The organism is Streptomyces sp. NPDC056503, assembly GCF_042794995.1.
In the GTDB taxonomy this organism is placed as follows: domain Bacteria; phylum Actinomycetota; class Actinomycetes; order Streptomycetales; family Streptomycetaceae; genus Streptomyces.
In genome coordinates this window covers 17,092-35,317 of the sequence record NZ_JBHTST010000041.1, presented here as the reverse complement: position 1 = coordinate 35,317, position 18,226 = coordinate 17,092, and the positions used below count along the sequence as shown (strand labels likewise).

General features: G+C 73.9%; 22 protein-coding genes and 1 riboswitch. Of the genes, 11 read left to right on the top strand and 11 right to left on the bottom strand.

The annotated features are described in order from the left end of the window. Nucleotides 1-8: 8 nt before the first annotated feature. Nucleotides 9-145, bottom strand: a riboswitch (cobalamin riboswitch). A 91-nt stretch (nucleotides 146-236) separates the two neighbouring features. From cobG to ACFQ8C_RS15190, 3 genes are read left to right on the top strand one after another with little or no spacing between them, the layout of a single operon-like run. After that, nucleotides 237-1,472, top strand: a complete 1,236-nt coding sequence (gene cobG / locus ACFQ8C_RS15200; protein WP_383456790.1) for a precorrin-3B synthase — start codon at nucleotides 237-239, stop codon at nucleotides 1,470-1,472. A 2-nt stretch (nucleotides 1,473-1,474) separates the two neighbouring features. Then, nucleotides 1,475-2,110: a precorrin-8X methylmutase gene (locus ACFQ8C_RS15195; protein ID WP_383456787.1), complete on the top strand. Its 636-nt coding sequence runs from the start codon at nucleotides 1,475-1,477 to the stop codon at nucleotides 2,108-2,110. 17 nt (nucleotides 2,111-2,127) lie between these two features. Next, nucleotides 2,128-3,612, top strand: coding sequence for a precorrin-2 C(20)-methyltransferase (locus tag ACFQ8C_RS15190; RefSeq protein WP_383456847.1), 1,485 nt, complete (start codon nucleotides 2,128-2,130; stop codon nucleotides 3,610-3,612). Between the two features lie 9 nt (nucleotides 3,613-3,621). Here ACFQ8C_RS15190 and ACFQ8C_RS15185 read toward each other — a convergent pair whose 3' ends face one another. Both ACFQ8C_RS15185 and ACFQ8C_RS15180 read right to left on the bottom strand, forming a co-directional pair. Then, nucleotides 3,622-5,193, bottom strand: a complete 1,572-nt coding sequence (locus ACFQ8C_RS15185) for a serine hydrolase (RefSeq protein ID WP_383456784.1) — start codon at nucleotides 5,191-5,193, stop codon at nucleotides 3,622-3,624. Between the two features lie 34 nt (nucleotides 5,194-5,227). Further along, the gene (locus ACFQ8C_RS15180) at nucleotides 5,228-5,959 is read right to left on the bottom strand and encodes a cobalt-precorrin-6A reductase (protein WP_383456781.1); all 732 of its coding nucleotides are present in this window, start codon (nucleotides 5,957-5,959) and stop codon (nucleotides 5,228-5,230) included. A 12-nt stretch (nucleotides 5,960-5,971) separates the two neighbouring features. Between ACFQ8C_RS15180 and ACFQ8C_RS15175 the strand changes: the two genes are divergently transcribed. Next, the gene (locus tag ACFQ8C_RS15175) at nucleotides 5,972-7,096 is read left to right on the top strand and encodes a cobalt-precorrin-5B (C(1))-methyltransferase (protein WP_383456778.1); all 1,125 of its coding nucleotides are present in this window, start codon (nucleotides 5,972-5,974) and stop codon (nucleotides 7,094-7,096) included. A 93-nt stretch (nucleotides 7,097-7,189) separates the two neighbouring features. Here the strand turns inward: ACFQ8C_RS15175 and ACFQ8C_RS15170 are convergent, their stop codons facing one another. Continuing rightward, nucleotides 7,190-7,864, bottom strand: a complete 675-nt coding sequence (locus tag ACFQ8C_RS15170) for a nucleotidyl transferase AbiEii/AbiGii toxin family protein (protein ID WP_383456776.1) — start codon at nucleotides 7,862-7,864, stop codon at nucleotides 7,190-7,192. Next, the gene (locus ACFQ8C_RS15165; RefSeq protein ID WP_383456774.1) at nucleotides 7,861-8,214 is read right to left on the bottom strand and encodes a transcriptional regulator; all 354 of its coding nucleotides are present in this window, start codon (nucleotides 8,212-8,214) and stop codon (nucleotides 7,861-7,863) included. Before ACFQ8C_RS15165 ends, ACFQ8C_RS15170 begins: the two co-directional genes overlap by 4 nt. Before the next feature lie 125 nt (nucleotides 8,215-8,339). Between ACFQ8C_RS15165 and ACFQ8C_RS15160 the strand changes: the two genes are divergently transcribed. Continuing rightward, entirely contained in the window at nucleotides 8,340-8,414 is a 75-nt protein-coding gene (locus ACFQ8C_RS15160) for a 50S ribosomal protein bL37 (RefSeq protein ID WP_099895366.1), read from the top strand. 23 nt (nucleotides 8,415-8,437) lie between these two features. On the opposite strand, the gene cobM is transcribed toward ACFQ8C_RS15160, so the two are convergent. From cobM to ACFQ8C_RS15145, 3 genes are all read right to left on the bottom strand, one after another. Continuing rightward, nucleotides 8,438-9,187, bottom strand: a complete 750-nt coding sequence (gene cobM / locus ACFQ8C_RS15155; RefSeq protein ID WP_383456771.1) for a precorrin-4 C(11)-methyltransferase — start codon at nucleotides 9,185-9,187, stop codon at nucleotides 8,438-8,440. Beyond that, nucleotides 9,184-10,416: a precorrin-6y C5,15-methyltransferase (decarboxylating) subunit CbiE gene (cbiE, locus tag ACFQ8C_RS15150; RefSeq protein ID WP_383456768.1), complete on the bottom strand. Its 1,233-nt coding sequence runs from the start codon at nucleotides 10,414-10,416 to the stop codon at nucleotides 9,184-9,186. Before cbiE ends, cobM begins: the two co-directional genes overlap by 4 nt. Before the next feature lie 109 nt (nucleotides 10,417-10,525). Next, complete coding sequence (locus tag ACFQ8C_RS15145; RefSeq protein WP_383456765.1) at nucleotides 10,526-10,666, bottom strand: DUF6126 family protein; 141 nt, start codon at nucleotides 10,664-10,666, stop codon at nucleotides 10,526-10,528. A 107-nt stretch (nucleotides 10,667-10,773) separates the two neighbouring features. On the opposite strand from ACFQ8C_RS15145, the gene ACFQ8C_RS15140 reads away from it, so the two are divergent. Genes ACFQ8C_RS15140 through ACFQ8C_RS15130 form a run of 3 tightly spaced genes read left to right on the top strand, consistent with a single transcriptional unit; the run spans nucleotide 10,774 to nucleotide 12,985 of the window. Then, complete coding sequence (locus tag ACFQ8C_RS15140) at nucleotides 10,774-11,856, top strand: LLM class flavin-dependent oxidoreductase (protein ID WP_383456845.1); 1,083 nt, start codon at nucleotides 10,774-10,776, stop codon at nucleotides 11,854-11,856. 4 nt (nucleotides 11,857-11,860) lie between these two features. Beyond that, on the top strand, nucleotides 11,861-12,499 hold the full coding sequence (locus tag ACFQ8C_RS15135) for an FMN reductase (protein WP_383456763.1): 639 nt from the start codon (nucleotides 11,861-11,863) through the stop codon (nucleotides 12,497-12,499). Nucleotides 12,500-12,550: 51 nt separating this feature from the next. Continuing rightward, nucleotides 12,551-12,985 carry a universal stress protein gene (locus tag ACFQ8C_RS15130; RefSeq protein ID WP_383456760.1) on the top strand — a complete coding sequence of 145 codons (435 nt, stop codon included), beginning with the start codon at nucleotides 12,551-12,553 and terminating at the stop codon, nucleotides 12,983-12,985. Nucleotides 12,986-13,039: 54 nt separating this feature from the next. Here the strand turns inward: ACFQ8C_RS15130 and ACFQ8C_RS15125 are convergent, their stop codons facing one another. Next, nucleotides 13,040-14,149, bottom strand: coding sequence for a MerR family transcriptional regulator (locus ACFQ8C_RS15125; protein WP_383456757.1), 1,110 nt, complete (start codon nucleotides 14,147-14,149; stop codon nucleotides 13,040-13,042). A 113-nt stretch (nucleotides 14,150-14,262) separates the two neighbouring features. Here ACFQ8C_RS15125 and ACFQ8C_RS15120 point away from each other — a divergent pair, with 113 nt between their 5' ends. After that, on the top strand, nucleotides 14,263-14,637 hold the full coding sequence (locus tag ACFQ8C_RS15120; protein ID WP_383456754.1) for a VOC family protein: 375 nt from the start codon (nucleotides 14,263-14,265) through the stop codon (nucleotides 14,635-14,637). 10 nt (nucleotides 14,638-14,647) lie between these two features. Here ACFQ8C_RS15120 and ACFQ8C_RS15115 read toward each other — a convergent pair whose 3' ends face one another. The 3 genes from ACFQ8C_RS15115 to ACFQ8C_RS15105 form a co-directional block, all read right to left on the bottom strand. After that, nucleotides 14,648-15,553: an ABC transporter permease gene (locus ACFQ8C_RS15115; protein WP_383456751.1), complete on the bottom strand. Its 906-nt coding sequence runs from the start codon at nucleotides 15,551-15,553 to the stop codon at nucleotides 14,648-14,650. Further along, entirely contained in the window at nucleotides 15,550-16,527 is a 978-nt protein-coding gene (locus tag ACFQ8C_RS15110; protein WP_383456748.1) for an ATP-binding cassette domain-containing protein, read from the bottom strand. The genes ACFQ8C_RS15115 and ACFQ8C_RS15110 overlap by 4 nt, the downstream gene beginning before the upstream one ends. Before the next feature lie 161 nt (nucleotides 16,528-16,688). After that, nucleotides 16,689-17,093, bottom strand: coding sequence for a hypothetical protein (locus ACFQ8C_RS15105; protein WP_383456746.1), 405 nt, complete (start codon nucleotides 17,091-17,093; stop codon nucleotides 16,689-16,691). A 236-nt stretch (nucleotides 17,094-17,329) separates the two neighbouring features. Between ACFQ8C_RS15105 and ACFQ8C_RS15100 the strand changes: the two genes are divergently transcribed. Next, nucleotides 17,330-17,782: a hypothetical protein gene (locus ACFQ8C_RS15100; RefSeq protein ID WP_383456745.1), complete on the top strand. Its 453-nt coding sequence runs from the start codon at nucleotides 17,330-17,332 to the stop codon at nucleotides 17,780-17,782. A 1-nt stretch (nucleotide 17,783) separates the two neighbouring features. Then, nucleotides 17,784-18,224: a hypothetical protein gene (locus ACFQ8C_RS15095; RefSeq protein WP_383456742.1), complete on the top strand. Its 441-nt coding sequence runs from the start codon at nucleotides 17,784-17,786 to the stop codon at nucleotides 18,222-18,224. Nucleotides 18,225-18,226 lie beyond the last annotated feature (2 nt).

Here is an 18,226-nt window from a genome sequence, read left to right as displayed (position 1 = left end):
CCGCGCCCCGGGTGGTCGTATGGACGGCGGGAGTTCCTGACTCACCCGTGCCATCGCTGGTACGGGCTCACAGTGGCGGGACCGCGCCGGATTCTCACCGGGCTTCCTCCCCGGGGTCCTGGGACCCCATGCCGATCTGCATAGTAGAGCGTGCCGTCGGCGGGCCGGAGGGGGCGGGAGAGTCGGCCGGATCACACTCGGTGGCCGCCCGGTTCCCCGTGGGTATGCTCGCCGCCATGCCGCCGACCCCGACCACACCGCCCGAACCGGGCGAAGCTCCGATAAGGGACCGTGGCGACGCGTGCCCGGGGGCGCTCCGGCTGCACGCCGCCGCCGACGGGTTCCTCGCCCGACTCCGCCTCCCCGCAGGCAGGGTGACAGCTCGTCAGATCGTGGTCCTGGCCGACGCCGCCGAGACCCTCGGCGACGGCAGCCTCTCCGTCACCTCGCGCGGCAACGCCGAGCTGCGCGGCCTGGGCGACGACTGCGGCGCCCGGCTCGCCGCGCTCCTCGCCGACGCCGGCCTGCTGCCCTCCCCCACCCACGAGCGGGTCCGCAACATCGTCGCCTCCCCGGCCGCCGGACTCGACGGACTCGGCCACGCCGACGTGCAGTTGTGGGCCCGGGCACTGGACTCCGCCCTCTGCGCGGAGCCCCGCGCGGCGGCCCTCTCCGGCCGCTTCCTCTTCGTCCTCGACGACGGCCGCGGCGACGTCGCCGGACTCGGCGGCGATGTGACCTTGATCGCAGCACCGGACGGCACCGCGCTCCTGCGGGCCGGCTCCCGGACCTTCCGGCTGCCCGCCGCCGACGCCGTCCCCGCCGCCCTCGCCTGCGCCCTCGCCTTCCTCGACGCCGCCGAGGCCGCCGGGACCGGCGCGTGGCGCCCGCGCGAGCTCCCGCCCGAGCACCTCCCGGAGTGGGCCGGCGCCCTGGCCCGCGCGGCGATCACCGCGGAGCCCGTACCCTCCCTCCCCCACCCGTCGGCGCCGCCGCCCGCACCCGGCCCGCTCGGCGACCACGCCCTGCACGTCCTCGCCCCCCTCGGCCGGCTGACCGCCGCCCAGCTGCGGGCGCTCGGCGAGGGCGCGGCGGAAGCGCGCCTCACCCCGTGGCGCGGGGTGGTCGTCGTGGGAGCGCCCGGGGACCGGCTCCCGGATCTCCCCGCGCTCGCCGCCCACGGGCTGATCACCGACCCCGCCGACCCCGGCGCCGGCGTCACCGCCTGCACCGGGACCCCGGGCTGCGCCAAGTCCCTCGCCGACGTCCGCGCCGACGCGGCCCGCGCGCCCGGCGGGCCGCTGCCCGTGCACTACTCCGGCTGCGAGCGCCGCTGCGGGCATCCGCACGGCACCCGGATCGAGGTCACCGCCCGGGACTCCGACACCTATCTGCTGGACGGCGCCCCCGTCCCCCGTACCGCCCTGGCCGAGGCCGTCGCGGCGGCCCGCAAGAGATCGATGGAGAGCTGAGGATGTACGAGTACGAGAAAGACGGCGCCGAGATCTACCGCCGCTCCTTCGCCACGATCCGCGCCGAGGCGGACCTCGGCGCCCTGCCCGCCGACCTCGCCACGGTCGCCGTCCGCATGATCCACGCCTGCGGCATGACCGACCTCGTCCGGGACATCGCGTACTCCCCCGGGGTCGTCGCGAGCGCCCGCGCCGCGCTCCAGGCCGGCGCCCCCATCCTCTGCGACGCGCAGATGGTCGCCTCCGGCGTCACCCGCAAGCGGCTGCCCGCCGACAACGAGGTGCTCTGCGCGCTCTCCGACCCGGCCGTGCCCGCCCTCGCCGCCGAGCTCGGCACCACCCGCTCCGCCGCCGCCCTCGAACTGTGGCGGGACCGCCTCGAAGGCTCCGTCGTCGCCATCGGCAACGCCCCCACCGCCCTCTTCCACCTCCTGGAGATGATCGCGAAGGGCGCGCCGAAGCCCGCCGCCGTCCTCGGCGTCCCCGTCGGGTTCATCGGCGCCGCCGAGTCCAAGGACGCCCTCGCCGCCAACGACCTCGGCCTCGACTACCTCGTGGTCCGTGGCCGGCGCGGCGGCAGTGCCATCACCGCCGCCGCCCTCAACGCCCTCGCGCACGAACCGGAGATCCAGCAGTGACCGATGTGAAGGGCCACGTGAAGGGCAAGCTGTACGGGGTCGGCCTCGGCCCCGGCGACCCGGACCTGCTCACCCTCGCCGCCGTGAAGGCGATCGCCGAGGCCGACGTCATCGCCTACCACTCGGCCCGCCACGGCCGCTCGATAGCCCGCTCCATCGCCGCCGGGCACCTGCGCGAGGACCACGTCGAGGAGCGGCTGATGTACCCGCTCACCGTGGAGACGACCGACCACCCCGGCGGCTACCGCGGCGCCCTCGACGACTTCTACGAGGAGGCCGCGGCCCGGCTCGCCGCCCACCTCGACGCGGGCCGCACGGTGGCCGTCCTCGCCGAGGGCGACCCGCTCTTCTACGGCTCCTACCAGCACATGCACAAGCGGCTCGCGGACCGGTACGACACCACCGTCATCCCCGGCGTCACCTCCGTCAGCGCCGCCGCCGCCCGGCTCGGCGAGCCGCTGTGCGAGGCCGAGGAGGTCCTGACGATCATCCCCGGCACCCTGCCCGAGGACGAGCTCGCGGCCCGCCTGGCCGGCACCGACTCCGCGGTCGTCATGAAGCTCGGCCGCACCTTCCCGGCCGTGCGGCGCGCCCTGGAGCGGGCCGGCCGGCTGGAGGACGCCCGCTACGTGGAGCGGGCGTTCATGGCGGGCGAGCGGACGGAGCACCTGGCGGACGTGGACCCGTCGACGGTCCCGTACTTCTCGGTCGCCGTCCTGCCCTCCCGGGTCGACCGGGAGAATCCCGTACGGGAACGGGGCGAGGTCACCGTCGTCGGCACCGGTCCCGCCGGCGCCCCCTGGCTGACCCCCGAATCGCGCGGCGCGCTCGTCAACGCCGACGTGCTCGTCGGCTACACCACCTACCTCGACCGGGTCCCGGTCCTGCGCCCCGGCCAGATCCGGCACGGCTCCGACAACAAGGTCGAGTCCGAGCGCGCCGAGTTCGCCCTCGACCTGGCCCGCCGCGGCCACCGGGTCGCGGTCGTCTCCGGCGGCGACCCCGGTGTCTTCGCCATGGCGACGGCCGTCCTGGAGGTCGCCTGCGAGCCGGAGTACGCGGACGTCCCCGTACGGGTCCTCCCGGGGGTGACCGCCGCCAACGCGGCCGCCGCCGCCGCGGGCGCCCCCCTCGGCCACGACTACGCGACGATCTCCCTCTCCGACCGCCTCAAGCCCTGGGACGTCATCGCGGCCCGCCTCCGCGCCGCCGCCGAGGCCGACCTCGTCCTCGCCCTCTACAACCCCGGCTCGAAGTCCCGCACCCACCAGGTCGCCGCCGCCCGCGACCTCCTCCTGGAGCTCCGCGCCCCCGAGACCCCGGTCGTCGTCGCCCGTGACGTCGGCGGCCCGGAGCAGTCGGTCCGCGTCCTCACCCTGAAGACCCTGGACCCCTCCGAGGTCGACATGCGCACCCTCCTCCTCGTCGGCTCCTCCCAGACCCGGGCGGTCGAGCGGGGCGACGGGCGGACGATCGCGTGGACGCCGCGGCGCTACGGGTGACGGGCGCGGCTACGCGCGGGTGAAGGTCCCGAGTCCTTCGCCGTCCAGGTACTCGACGGTGAAGGACTTCCCGTCCGGGGCGAAGGTGACCCCGGTGCGGCCGACGGCGTTCTCGCCGCGGGTCTCGAAGTCGAACACGTCGCCGTCGTAGTGGGTCAGGCGGTACGACTGCGGTTCGGGGCCCAGACGGAGGGTCAGGGCGCCGTCCTCGCCGGCGACGACCTCCGCCCGCCCGTAGTAGTCGCTGCGGTACGTGCCGGTGTACGCGTCCGCGTCCTTCGCGGGCGCGGCGCCGGACGGCGGGTGGGCGTAGTCGGTGTCCGACCGGCCCTCCTCCGCCTGCTGCTGGTAGACCGCGTCGACCAGCGGGATCCAGTCGCGGCTGACCTTCCCGGTCTCCGCGATGTCGAAGAAGTCGAGGGCGACGGCGTCGGCGACGCCGACCGGCGAGGTGTTGGTGAGGACGACGATGCCGAGGCTCTCGCCGGGCAGCATCGTCACGTTGGTGTGCGCGCCCTCCGCGAAGGCTCCCGTGTGGGAGAGGCGGAGCCGGCCGGCGTCGTCGTAACTCACGTTCCAGCCCAGGCCGTAGAAGCCGGTGCGGGCGGCGGGGGCGCGGGGCGGGGAGGAGACGGTCTCGGGCCAGTGGGTGCGTTCCAGGGCCTCGGCGTCGACGATCCGCCTGCCGTCGAGTTCGCCGTTCGCGAGCTGGAGGCGGAGCCAGACCGCCATGTCGCGGGCGGTGGAGCTGACCCCGCCGGCCGGTGACTGGGCGTCGGGGTCGCGGACGAACTCCGGCTTCCACTCGCCGCCGGTCTTCACGTGGCCCCAGGCCCGGTCGTCCGCCTTCTCGAAGTCCTCGAAGCGCGAGCTGGTCGCGTCCATGCCGGCCGGCTCGTAGAGGACGTCCTCGGCGAGCTTCTCCCACGGCACGCCCTCCTCGTCGGCGACGGCCTGCGCGGCCGCCGTCAGCCCGAAGTTGGTGTAGGCGTAGCTCGCGCGGAACGGCGCCAGGGGCTCGTACCGCAGGTGGGACAGGATGTACTCCCGGTCGTAGCCGAGGTCTTCGAGCAGGTCGCCGGCGTGGTCCGGCAGGCCGCTGCGGTGCGAGAACAGGTCCGCGACGGTCACGTGCGAGGTCACCCAGGGGTCCTTGAGGGCGAAGTCCGGGACGTGCGGCGCGACCGGCTTCGACCAGCCGTCGACGCCGACGGCGCCGGAGACGACGGTCGAGGCGATCGGCTTCGAGACGGACGCCAGCTGGAAGACGGTGTCGGCGTCGACCGCGGCGTCCTCGCCCGCCTTCCGCACCCCGTACCCCTTGAGGTGCAGCACCTTGCCGTCGTGGACGACGGCGACGGCCACGCCCGGTACTCCGGTGCGCTTCATGGCGCTCTCCACCACCCCGTCCAGCCGGTCGACGGCCCGCCGCACGTCGGCGGCGTCGAGCTCGGGCGGGGGCTGGTTCGGCGGAGGCGTGGGGGCCGGGGTGGGGCTCGGGCTCGGCCCGAGCGCGGTGGCGCCCAGGAGCGCCGCCAGCCCCGTCGCGACAAGCCAGCGAACGGTAGCCACGCCTTCCATTGAACGCCGGGCCGGGGCGTCTGTCGCGCGGGGGCTATCCCCGGTGCCGCTCGCCCGCCCAGGCCGCCGCCGCCTCCGGGGTCGCCGCCGTCGGCACGCCCTCCGGGACGGGCGGGCGGCGGACGACGACGACCGGGATCCCCGCCTCGCGGGCGGCGGTGAGCTTGGGCGCGGTGGCGGCGCCGCCGGAGTCCTTCGTCACGAGCACGTCGATGCGGTGGCGGGCCATCAGCTCCCGCTCGCCTTCGAGACCGAACGGGCCCCGGTCGAGCAGGACTTCGGCGCGCGCGGGCATCGGCGCGTCCGGCGCGTCCACCGATCGCACGAGGAACCACTCGGGGCGGTCCGCGAAGGCGGCGAGCCCCATCCGCCCGGTGGTGAGGAACACCCTCCCGAAGCCGCCGAGGGAGAGGGCCGCCTCCTCCAGGGACGCCACGTCGCGCCAGTCGTCCCCCTCCCCCGGGACCCACCCGGGGCGGCGCAGCGCCAGCAGGGGAACATGGGCGGTGGCGGCCGCCCGGGCCGCGTGGAAGCTGATCCGCTCGGCGAAGGGATGGGTGGCGTCGATGACCGCGTCCACGGCGTGTTCCCGCACCCATGCCGCGAGCCCCTCGGCACCGCCGAACCCGCCGATCCGCACCTCGCCGACCGGCAGCCGGGGCGCCGCCACCCGCCCGGCGAGGGAGCTGGTCACCCTCGTACGGGGATGCAGCAGCCCGGCCAGGACGCGGGCCTCGGTCGTCCCTCCGAGAATGAGTACGTGCATAGGAGCCTCTTCGTGAGTACCGGCGGCGGGCGCGAGGCCCAACTCAAGCACACCGGTCTGCGGCCCGGCTGGACGACCGGCGCGTGTGCGACGGCCGCGACGACGGCCGCGTACACCGCCCTGCTCACCGGCGGCTTCCCGGACCCGGTGACGATCACCCTGCCCAAGGGCCAGACGCCGTCGTTCGCCCTGACGGCGGAGTCGCTGACCGGGGACGCGGCGATGGCGGCGGTGGTGAAGGACGCGGGCGACGACCCGGACGTCACGCACGGCGCGGTGGTCCGCTCGACGGTACGGCTCCTGCCGCCGGGTTCCGGCGTCGTCTTCCGCGCCGGCGAGGGCGTCGGCACGGTCACCCTCCCCGGTCTCCCCCTGGAGGTCGGCGAACCGGCCATCAACCCGGTCCCCAGACAGCTGATGCGCGAGCACGTGGCGCGGGTGGCGGCGGCCCACGGCGCCACCGGGGACGTCGAGATCACGATCTCCGTCGACGACGGCGCCGAGATCGCCCGCTCCACCTGGAACCCGCGCATCGGCATCCTCGGCGGCCTGTCGATCCTCGGCACGACCGGCGTCGTCGTCCCCTACTCGTGCTCGGCCTGGATCGACTCCATCCGCCGCGGCGTGGACGTGGCCCGCGCGGGCGGCCTCACCCACGTCGCCGGCTGCACGGGCTCCACCTCCGAACGCACGGTCACGGAGCTCTACGACCTCCCGGAGATCGCCCTCCTCGACATGGGCGACTTCGCCGGCGCCGTCCTGAAGTACGTCCGCCGCCACCCCGTCGACCGCCTCACGATCTGCGGCGGCTTCGCGAAGCTCTCCAAGCTCGCGGCCGGCCACCTGGACCTCCACTCGGCCCGCTCCCAGGTCGACAAGGGCTTCCTCGCCGACCTGGCCCGCGCGGGCGGCGCGAGCCCGTCCCTGGCGACGGAGATCACGGCCGCCAACACGGGCCTGGAGGCGCTCCGCCTCTGCGAGGCGGCCGGCGTCCCCCTCGGCGACCTGGTGGCCGCCCGCGCCCGCGACGAGGCCCTGTCCGTCCTCCGGGGCGCCCCGGTCGCGGTGGACGTCATCGCCATCGACCGCGCGGGCACCATCGTCGGCCGCTCGGAGCCGGCGGGCCCGGGCGCGTGACCGGAGCGGCGTCGACCACGCGCGTGATCGACGTCCCGCCGACGTCTAAAGGGTGTTGCAGAAGGCTCAGTTCTGGGCATTTTGCAACACCCTTTAGAGGTCGTCCGCGGGGTCCGTGCCTTCGAGGAGGCGCTCCCCGATGTCGTCGGCCCACCGCTGGGCCCAGCCGCGCAGCTCCAGGATCCGGTCGTCGTCGAGGCCGTGCGCGGTGAACTCGTCGTCGTCGATCCACTCCGCTCCGGCGAGCTTCGCCCGGAGCTCCTCCAGGTCGAAGCCGTCCCGCGCGTGCCGGCGGCCCAGCTCCTCCAGTTCCTCCGCGCTCCAGCGGTCCGCCGCCGCCCGGACGTCGACGAGGTCACGGGCCATGCCCCGGTCCGCGAGGGCGCGCACCTTCGTGCCGACCACGTCCCGCAGGGAGAGCAGCAGCCCGAACTCCCGTCGTTCGGGAGGGCCGCACAGGACCTCCTTGAGGACGTCCACCTCACAGCTCTCGCCGGTGCCGGGGTCGGTGACGATCAGACGGGCGGAGAGCGGGTCGGTCTCCAGCGTCCGGACCCGCCACCCCAGCCCCTCCAGTTCGGTCCGCAGGTGGGCGACGATCTCCGCCATCGGCCGGGGGTTCTCGGTGGCGACGTCGAGGTCCCGGCTCAGCCGGTCCACCAGGCCGTGCGCCTGGACCGCGTAGCCGCCGGTCAGGACGAGCGGGTACTCGGTGCCCGCCCGCAGCACGTCGTCGAGCAGACGGCGGTGGAGACCGGTGAGGTTCACCCGGCCCGCCCGGCCACCGGCACCGGCGCCAGTTCGCGGAAGGCGTCCTCCCAGACCACCCTCAGGTCCTTGCTGACGAGGGTGCGCAGCACGGGCCACATCTCGACGAGCAGGTCCCGGTTGAGGTGCCGGACGAGGTCGTCGCGGCCGCCTTCGGCCAGTACGGTGCGGTAGCAGCTCATCCGCAGCCGGGGGCGGTCGAGGTCGTACTCCGTCAGCCCCGACCACGCCAGGTGCAGCGGCAGCCGCACCGACCCGTGCCCGGGGCCGCGCAGCGCGGAGAGGTCGGCGGGAAGCCGCCGTGCGAACCGCTCGCGCCGAAGCTCGGAGACGGTCGTCTGTTGTGCCATACCCGATTATCCCCACGCCCGGCCGTCCCGGGGGAAACACGCGGCGCTTCCGCCCCGGATGCGGCTCCCGGGCCCCGAACCTAGGCTCGACAGCGCAGGAGTCCCCACCAGCGAGGAGGAACCCCATGGCCAAGCGCGGCAACAAGAAGCGGGCCCGCAAGAAGAAGAAGGCCAACCACGGCAAGCGGCCCAACGCCTGAGGCGAGGGGCCGCGGCGGGGCCGTCAGCAGGTGTGGCGGTCCCGGGCCGGGTCGTAGAGGTGGCTGTCGCGGAACTCGGAGGCGGCGAGGGTGCGGCCGACGATGATGACGGCCGTCTTGGTGATGCCGGCCTCCCGCACCTGGTCGGCGATGTCGGCGAGGGTGCCGCGCAGGACGAGCTCGTCGGGGCGGCTGGCCATGGCGACGACGGCGGCCGGGCAGTCGGCGCCGTAGTGGGGGATCAGCTCGGAGACGATCCGGTCGGTGTAGCGGGCGCCGAGGTGCAGGACGAGCAGGGCGCCGCTCCGGCCGAGGGTGGCGAGGTCCTCGCCCTCCGGCATGGGGGTGGCCTGCTGGGCGATGCGGGTGAGGATGACCGTCTGGCCGACGGTGGGGACGGTCAGCTCGCGCTTGAGGGCGGCCGCGGCGGCGGCGAAGGCCGGGACGCCGGGCACGACCTCGTACGGGATGCCGGCCGCGTCGAGCCGGCGCATCTGCTCGGCCATGGCGCTGAAGACGGACGGGTCGCCGGAGTGCAGCCGGGCCACGTCCTGTCCGGCCTCGTGCGCGGCGGCGATCTCGGCGACGATCTCGTCCAGGTGCATCTTCGCGGTGTCGACGAGCTTCGCGTCCGGCGGGCACTCGGCGAGCAGTTCGCGGGGGACGAGGGAGCCCGCGTAGAGGCAGACCCCGCAGGCCGCGAGGGTACGGGCGCCGCGCACGGTGATGAGGTCGGCGGCGCCGGGGCCCGCGCCGATGAAGTAGACGGTCATGCCTCTGGAGAACCCTTCGTTACGGACCATTGCGTGACGGGCATCGCCGTGCGCCAGCCGGTGAAGCCGCCGACGGGGACGGCGGTGGAGACCGCGAGCCGGACCAGTTCGCCGCCGTGCCGGCGGTGACGGTCGGCGAGCAGCGCCTCTGATTCGAGCGTCACGGTGTTGGCGACGAGCCGGCCGCCGGCGGGGAGCGCGTCCCAGCAGGCGTCGAGCAGGCCGGGGACGGTGAGACCGCCGCCGATGAAGACGGCGTGCGGGGCGGGCAGGCCGGCGAGCGCGTCGGGCGCCGGGCCGGTGACCACGCGGAGGGCCGGTACGCCGAGGGCGGCGGCGTTGCGGGTGATGCGGGCCGCCCGTTCGGGCGAGCGCTCGACGGCGATCGCCCGGCAGTCGCGGTGGGCCCGCATCCACTCGATGCCGATGGAGCCGGAGCCGCCGCCGACGTCCCAGAGCAGCTCCCCGGGGGCGGGGGCGAGGGCGGCGAGCGTGGCGGCGCGGACGTACCGCTTGGTGAGCTGCCCGTCGTGCTCGTACGCCTCGTCGGGCAGGCCCGGCGTGGCGCCCAGCCGGAGCGTGCCGGGGTCGCGGACGCAGTCGAGGGCGAGGACGTGGAGGGCGTCGGCGCGGGCGTGCGGCCAGTCGGCGGCGGTGCCGTCGAGGAGCCGTTCGGCGGGTCCGCCGAGCTGTTCCAGGACCCGGATCCGGGTCCCGCCCCAGCCGGCCTCGCGGAGCAGCGCCGCGACCCGCGCGGGGGTCTCGGGGCCCTCGCCGAGGAGGAGGAGCCGGCGCCCGGGGTGGAGGGCGGCGCGGAGCGCGTCGAGGGGTCTGGCAACGAGCGAGAGCGTCTCGACGGCCTCCAGCGGCCAGCCGAGCCGGGCGCAGGCGTACGAGACGGAGGACGGGTGCGGGTGGACGTCGAGCCGCCGGTCCCCGGCGGCCTCGGCGAGGGTCCGGGCGATCCCGTAGAAGGAGGGGTCCCCGCTGGCGAGGACGGCGATCCGGCGCCCGGCGGCGGTGTGCTCGGCGAGCAGTCCGGGGACGGCGGGGCGGAGCGGGGACGGCCAGGCCACGCGCGAACCGGGGCAGTCGTCGGCGGGGAGGAGGCCGAGCTGGCGGGGGCCGCCGATGATCACCTCGGCGGCGCGCAGGGCGCGGCGGGAGTTCTCGGGGAGCCCGTCCCAGCCGTCCGCGCCGATTCCGACGACCGATATCGCACCGTTCACGTCGGCGACTCTACGTGAGGGTCGAGGGTGGGCGGCACGTGGCGGCCCTCACTCCGGAGTACGCGACGACCCTCGCTTCCGGGTCGGTGGCGGCCCTCGCTTCCGGGCGTCACTTCCGGGCGTTCTGCCCCACGTAGAAGAGGAGCCAGACGAAGCCGGCGAAGGCGTGGGTCGCGAAGACGTAGACGAAGACGCGGAGCATCACGCCCCGCTCCTTCCAGTTCTCGTCGTCGTGCGCCTTCTCGGTCATGACGACCAGGGTACGGGGGGCGGAATAGGAGAACGGGTGACACGGTTGACCATGACGGTTTAAGATTCAACCATTACCGAGCACAGGAAGCGCGAGAGGTGACCACGATGCAGTTCGGGATCTTCACCGTCGGCGACGTGACGACCGACCCCACCACCGGCCGCACCCCCAGCGAGCACGAGCGCATCAAGAACACGGTCGCCATCGCGCTCAAGGCCGAGGAGGTCGGGCTCGACGTCTTCGCGACCGGCGAGCACCACAACCCGCCGTTCGTCCCGTCCTCCCCGACGACCCTGCTCGGCCACATCGCGGCCCGCACCGAGAACCTGGTCCTCTCCACGTCCACGACCCTCATCACCACCAACGACCCGGTGAAGATCGCCGAGGACTACGCGACGCTCCAGCACCTCGCCGACGGCCGCGTGGACCTGATGATGGGCCGCGGCAACACCGGCCCGGTCTACCCGTGGTTCGGGCAGGACATCCGCCAGGGCATACCGCTCGCCATCGAGAACTACGCGCTCCTCCACAAGCTGTGGAGGGAGGACGTGGTCGACTGGGAGGGGAAGTTCCGCACCGCCCTCCAGGGCTTCACGTCCACCCCACGCCCGCTCGACGGCGTCCCGCCGTTCGTCTGGCACGGCTCCATCCGCTCCCCCGAGATCGCCGAGCAGGCCGCGTACTACGGCGACGGGTTCTTCGCCAACCACATCTTCTGGCCCAAGCAGCACACCGAGAAGATGGTCCGCCTCTACCGCCAGCGGTACGCGCACTACGGCCACGGCACCGAGGAACAGGCCATCGTCGGCCTCGGCGGCCAGGTCTTCGTGCGGAAGAACTCGCAGGACGCGGTACGGGAGTTCCGCCCCTACTTCGACAACGCTCCGGTCTACGGCCACGGACCCTCCCTGGAGGAGTTCAGCAGCCAGACCCCGCTGACCGTCGGCTCCCCGCAGGAGGTCATCGAGCGCACCCTCTCCTTCCGCGACTACGTCGGCGACTACCAGCGCCAGCTCTTCCTCGTCGACCACGCCGGACTGCCGCTGAAGACGGTCCTGGAGCAGCTCGACATCCTCGGCGAGGAGGTCGTCCCCGTCCTCCGCAAGGAGTTCGCGAACCTCCGCCCGGCCGGCGTCCCGGCCACCGCCCCGCTCCACCCCGCCGTCACCCGAACCGCCAAGGAGGCATGACGTCATGCAGACCCTGAAGCTGGTCGCGGTCTCCGCCGGCCTCGGCTCCCCCTCCTCCACCCGGCTGCTCGCCGACCGCCTCCTCCAGGCGGCCCGGTACCGGCTGGCCGAGCAGGAGTACGCCGTCGAGGTCGAGGTCGTCGAACTGCGCGACCTGGCCGTGGACATCGCCAAGAACCTCGTCAGCGGCTTCCCGTCGGACGCGCTCCAGGAGGCGATCGACAAGGTGACGGGCGCGGACGGCGTCATCGCGGTGACGCCCGTCTTCACCGCCTCCTACAGCGGTCTCTTCAAGTCCTTCTTCGACCTGATCGACCCGACGGCCCTCACCGGTACGCCGGTCCTCCTCGGCGCGACCGGCGGCACCGCCCGCCACAGCCTGGTCCTCGACCACGCCCTCCGCCCCCTCTTCGCCTACCTGCGCGCCCGGATCTCCTCCACCGCCGTCTACGCGGCCTCGGAGGACTGGGGCACGGGCGGCGACGCGTACACGGAAGGCCTGCCCCAGCGGATCACCCGGGCCGGCCAGGAGTTCGCGGAACTGGTGGCGGTGACCGTGCGGTCGGCGGCGGACCGCCGGTCCGGAGCCGACGAGGAGATCGTCCCCTTCGAGAAGCAGTTGGCCGATCTCAGGCTGGATTGACCCTTTTGTTAAGTTGGGGGTGAGTATCCCGACGACGAACGGAGGTCGGCGATGGCCGGCGGCAGGATCGTGGTGGGCGTGGACGGCTCGGAACCGTCCCTCAAGGCGCTGAAGTGGGCGGCCGCGCAGGCCGCGCTCACCGGGGACGCGCTCCACGCGGTGATCAGCTGGGAGTACCCGGCGTCCTGGGCGACGCTGATGCCGGGCGTCCCACCGGAGTTCGACCCGGAACGGCTCGCGAAGCAGATCCTCGACCAGTCCCTTGAGGAGGCGCTCACGCCGGAGCAGGCGGCGGCGACCACGCGCACGATCGTCGGCGGCAACGCCGCGCAGGCGCTGGTCGACCAGGCGGCGGGGGCGGAGCTGCTGGTCGTCGGCGACCGGGGCTACAGCGGTTTCAAGGCGGCGGTCCTGGGCTCGGTCTCCTCCAACGTCACCCAGCACGCCCCCTGCCCGGTCGTAGTGGTCCGAGGCACCCCCGCCTGACGCCACCGCCCCGTCGCGGGCCCGCGCCGCCGCGGGCCCACACGGGGGTGCGGGTCAGGGCGCGGAGGTGCGGGACAGGGTGTCGATCGCGCCGGCGGGGGTCACTTCGGCTGTCGCCAGGGCCAGGTTGTCGGGGGCGCCCAGGGACAGCGCCAGCTCGCGCAGCGCGTCCGCCGCCCCCGCACCCCCCACCGCGGCGAACGTCCCGGCGAGCTCGGCCGGCGACGCGAGCGCCGAGAGTCCGTCCGTGCAGAGGAGGACCCGGTCCCCGGGACGGACCTCGTGCACGCCCAGGGCCGGCGCCGACGCCCCCTCCCCACCGGACAGCGCCTTCAGCAGCACCGCGCGGTCCGGCCGCTCCGCCGCCTCCTCCGGCTCCAGCCCGCCCGCGTCGACGAGCGCCTGTACGACGGTGTCGTCCCTGGTGAGCTGCCGCAGCCGCCCGTCGCGGAGCAGGTAGGCCCGCGAGTCCCCGAGGTGCGCGACGACCAGCCGGCCGCCGGCCAGCAGCGCGGCGGTGAGCGTCGTACCGGAGCCGTCGAGGCCGACGACCGCCCGGCCCGCCGCCCGTACCGCGTCCTCCAGCGCGTCGAGCCCGTCCCCGGCCCGTACCGGCGCCGGCACCGCCGCCACCGCCTCCACCGCCGCCCGCGCCGCGCGCTCGCCCTCGGGGCCGTAGCCGTCCGCGACGGCGAGCAGCCGGGGCGAGGCGTGGGCCGCGTCCTGCTGGAGCTCGCGGACGAGCCCCCGGTCGAGGAGGGCCGTGCCCTCGAACACGTACGGAGTCGGTCCGTTCGTCGTCATGTCGGTCGTGGTTCCCTTCACCCGCTCCACCAGGGAGGCCGCGAGCCCCCGCCGCGCCGCCGTGTCCGCCTCGACGGAGGCCCAGTACGCGCGGATCTCCCGCGCCGCCGCCGCCGGGTCGTCCGCGTACAGCGCGCAGACCCGTCCGACGTCGGCGAGCGGCATCCCGATCCGCCGCAGCCAGGCGATCAGCCGGGCCCGTTCCGTCTGCGTGTCGGCGTAGTAGCGGTAGCCGGTGTACGGGTCGACCCGGTCGGGCCGCAGCAGGCCGAGTTCGTCGTAGCGGCGCAGCGCCTTCGCGGAGAGCCCGGTGGCGCGGGCGAAGTCCCCGATGGTGCGTGCGATCGGTGACCGTGCCATGCCCCGCGTCCCTTCCCTGGACCGGGCCTCGTGCCCGGCCCCGCCGATGCTGGTCCTTCCCGGCGGGGGAAGGTCAACGGGCGGCTCCGCCCACATCGGCGGAGGATGCCCCCATGGACATCAAACTCGAACTGGTCGGCGTCCCCGTCACCGACGTCGACCGCGCCAAGGCCTTCTACGAGCGGGCGGGCTTCCACCCGGACCACGACGTGACCGTCAGCGAGGAGGTCCGCTTCGTGCAGATGACCCCGCCCGGTTCGGCCTGTTCGATCGCCTTCGGGAAGGGCATCACGCGGATGGCTCCCGGTTCCCTCGACAACATGCAGGTCGTCGTCGACGACATCGAGCGCGCCCACGCCGAACTCACCGCGCGCGGTGTCGAGGTGGGCGAGATCGACGACCAGCCGTGGGGTTCGTTCGTGTACTTCGCCGATCCGGACGGCAACCGCTGGGCCGTCCAGCAGAAGACGCCCCGCGGGACTCCGTGAGGGCCGGTCGCTACTTGCGGTTGTAGAGGCGCATCGTCACCGCGCCGAAGACCGCCACGAAGAGCACCGACCACCCCAGCGACCAGGCGATGTCCGCCGCCGGCCAGTTCCCGGCCATCAACTCCCGTACCGCCGTCGCCAGGTGCGTCACCGGGCTGTTGTTCACGAAGGCCTGGAGCCACCCCGGCATGGTCTTCGGGTCGACGAAGACGTTGGAGAGGAAGGTCAGCGGGAAGATCACCATCATGCTGACGCCCATGACGGACTTCTCGCTGCGCAGCAGCAGGCCGAACATGGTCCAGATCCACGAGAAGGCGAAGGAGAAGACCAGCAGCAGCGCCACCCCGAGCAGCACGCCGATCACCCCGCCGTCGGGCCGGTAGCCGATGAGGAGGCCGACGCTCAGCATCACGGCGGAGGCGATCAGGTAGCGCACGACGTCGCCGAGGAGATAGCCGACCATCGGCGCGGGCCGCCAGATCGGCAGCGTGCGGAACCGGTCGAAGACGCCCTTCTCGATGTCGGTGTTGACCGAGACGCCGGTGTACATCGTGATCATCACGACCGACATGACGAGGATGCCGGGCAGCAGGAACTGGATGTACGCCGAGGCGGAGCCGGCCAGCGCGCCCCCGAAGAGGTACGTGTACATCAGCACCATCATGATCGGGAACGCCGTCACGTCGAACAGCTGCTCCGGCACGTGCTTGATCTTCAGCATGGCCCGCCAGCCGAAGGTGAGCGACGCCGAGAGCGCGCTGGGCCGCGGTGGCCGGCTCTGCCCGACGAGCAGCGCGGCGAGCTCGTCGGCCCGGGGCGCGACGAGATCGGCGGCGGCGTCGGAGGACGCGGAAGCGGTCGTGGACGTGGTCGTGTCCGTGGTCGTGTCCGTGGACTCGGACGTCGCGGAGCTCATGCGGCCGGTCCCTTCCGGTCGGTGAGGGCGAGGAACACCTCGTCGAGACTGGGCTGGCCCAGGGCGAAGTTGTCCACCGTGATCCCGGCGCGGGCCAGTTCGGCGAGGGCGCGGGCGGCCTGTTCGGCGGCGCCGAGGTCGGTGCCGTGGCCGTTGACGGTGGCGGTGAGGGCGACCGGGTCGGGATCCAGCTGGACGGCGGCGTTCAGGGCGGTGGTGAGGACCCGCTCGGCCTCCGGCCGCTGCTCCGCGTCCCGGAGCCGTACGTGCACGGAGCCGGAGCCCACCGACGCCTTCAGCTCGCCCTTCGTGCCCTCCGCGATCACCTTGCCGTGGTCGATGACGGCGATCCGGGAGGCGAGCTGGTCGGCCTCGTCGAGGTACTGGGTGGTGAGCAGGACGGTGGTGCCCTGGTCGACGACGGCCCGCACGATGTCCCAGACCTGGTTGCGGCTGCGGGGGTCGAGGCCGGTCGTCGGCTCGTCGAGGAAGAGCAGGTCGGGGGTGTTGAGGATGGACGCGGCGATGTCGATGCGGCGCCGCATGCCGCCCGAGTAGTTCTTGACCTGCCGGTCGGCGGCGTCCGCGAGGCCGAACGCGCCGAGCAGCTGCGCGGACCGGTCGCGGGCGGCGGGGCGGCTGTGACCGAGGAGACGGGCGAGGAGGACGAGGTTCTCGGTGCCGGTGAGGTCCTCGTCGACGGAGGCGTACTGCCCGGTGAGACTGACCCTGCCGCGTACGGTGTCGGCCTCCGTGACGACGTCGTGCCCGAACACGCGGGCGTGGCCGGCGTCCGGACGGAGCAGGGTGGCGAGCATCTTCACGGCGGTGGTCTTCCCGGCGCCGTTGGGACCGAGCAGTCCGTACACCGTCCCGGCCGGCACGCGCAGGTCGACCCCGTCGACGGCCCGGTTCTCCCCGAAGGTCTTCACGAGCCCTTCGGTCTCCACCGCGGCGCCACTCGTACCGGCCATACCGGTGCCTCCCTCTCCGGACCACACCCCTCCAGTCTGCTGCGGGACGGGCGCGGGCGCAGTCCGGAGACGGCGGGCGGCGGTGAGGGCCGGCTGCGGGCCGGGTCAGGGCTGGGTCAGGTCCAGCCGGGCCAGGTCCGGTCCGAGCAGGTCGGGTCCGGTCAGTACGGAGCGGGGTGACCCGTGGCGTCCTCGTGCGTGTAGAAGAGGTAGAACATCCCCGCGCCCACCGCGATCCCCGTCGCGAGCCCGAGCCCGCTGGACGAGAGCACGCTCGCCCCGGAGAGGCTGTAGAGGAAGCCGACGGCGCCGCCGGCGAGCGCGCCCCACGCCACCGCGCGGGCCTCGCGCGGCAGGGTGTGCCCGTAGGCGCGGAGCGCCCACAGGGCGCCGCCGAGGACGATCGCGGAGACGAGGCCGAGCCAGAGCTGGCCCCAGGTGAGCGCCCCGCCGTGCCGCGAGACGGTGGCGGCGTAGAGGCCGTAGAGGATGCCGATGACGGCGGGCAGGACGGCGCCGTGCAGTTCCACGGAACGCCGTGCGGGTACCGCTGCGTGTGCGGCCATGGCAGGAGCTCCTTCGTGTCGCCCCCCTGCTGCTGCACCCTCCAGGGCACACCCGCCGCCGGTGCCCCGCAAGTGGATCAGCGGACGGGGCCGGGTCCGGTCCGGCCGGCAGGCCGTTCCGCCATCCGGCCGAGCCCGGACGGCCCCTCTCCGGCCTCCCGGATCGTGGTCGGGCCCTTCACTCTTTCGGCGCAGCCGAAAGGCCGAAATCACACGATTGCTCCCACGATGGGGCCATGAGCCAGAACAGCACACCCCCTCGACCGGACTCCGCCCCCCGACCGACCAGGTCGACCACCTCGGAGGCGTGGTCCTCCGGCGGGACGCTCTTCGCCGGCGTCCTCATGCTGGTCACCGGCATCATGGACATCTTCCAGGGCATCGCCGGGATCGCCGAGGACGACGTCTACGCCCGCGTCGGCGACTACGTCTTCAAGTTCAACCTCACCACCTGGGGCTGGATCCACCTGATCCTCGGCATCGTCGTCGCGATCGCCGGTTACGGGATCCTCAAGGGCGCCGAGTGGGGCCGGGTCGCCGGTATCTCCCTGGCGTCCCTCAACCTCCTCGCCCAGTTCCTCTTCCTCCCCTACCAGCCGTGGTGGGCACTCTTCTCGATGGCCATCTCGGTCTTCGTGATCTGGGCCCTCGCCACGGACGACGCGTACGGCCCGGGCGAGCGGTACTGAGGTGAGCCGACGGTTCACGGCCGCGTTGCTGGCCCTCGCCGCGACCGGCTCCGTCGCCGGCGCCGCGACCGGCTGCGACGCCGCCAGGGAGGCCGCCGGGGACATCGTCTCCTCGGCGACCTCCGCCGTCGCCTCGGCGGCGCAGCAGAAGATGGACGAGATCAAGGACGGGGCGAACGCGACCGGCGACGTGACCGCCGGGCCGACCTCCGCCGACGGGGACCGTACGGTCGCCACCGTCACGGCCGCCAACCCGAAGTCCACGACCGCCGACTACACGGTCATGGTCCTCTTCCGGGACGACGGCGGGAACCTCCTCGACACCGTCGTCCTCACCCTCGACGACGTCCCCGCCGGAGCCTCCAAGTCCGGTACGGCGCGCAGCAATCGGACCCTGGAGGGGCCGACGACCGCGGAGATCGCGCGGGCCCTGCGACACTGACG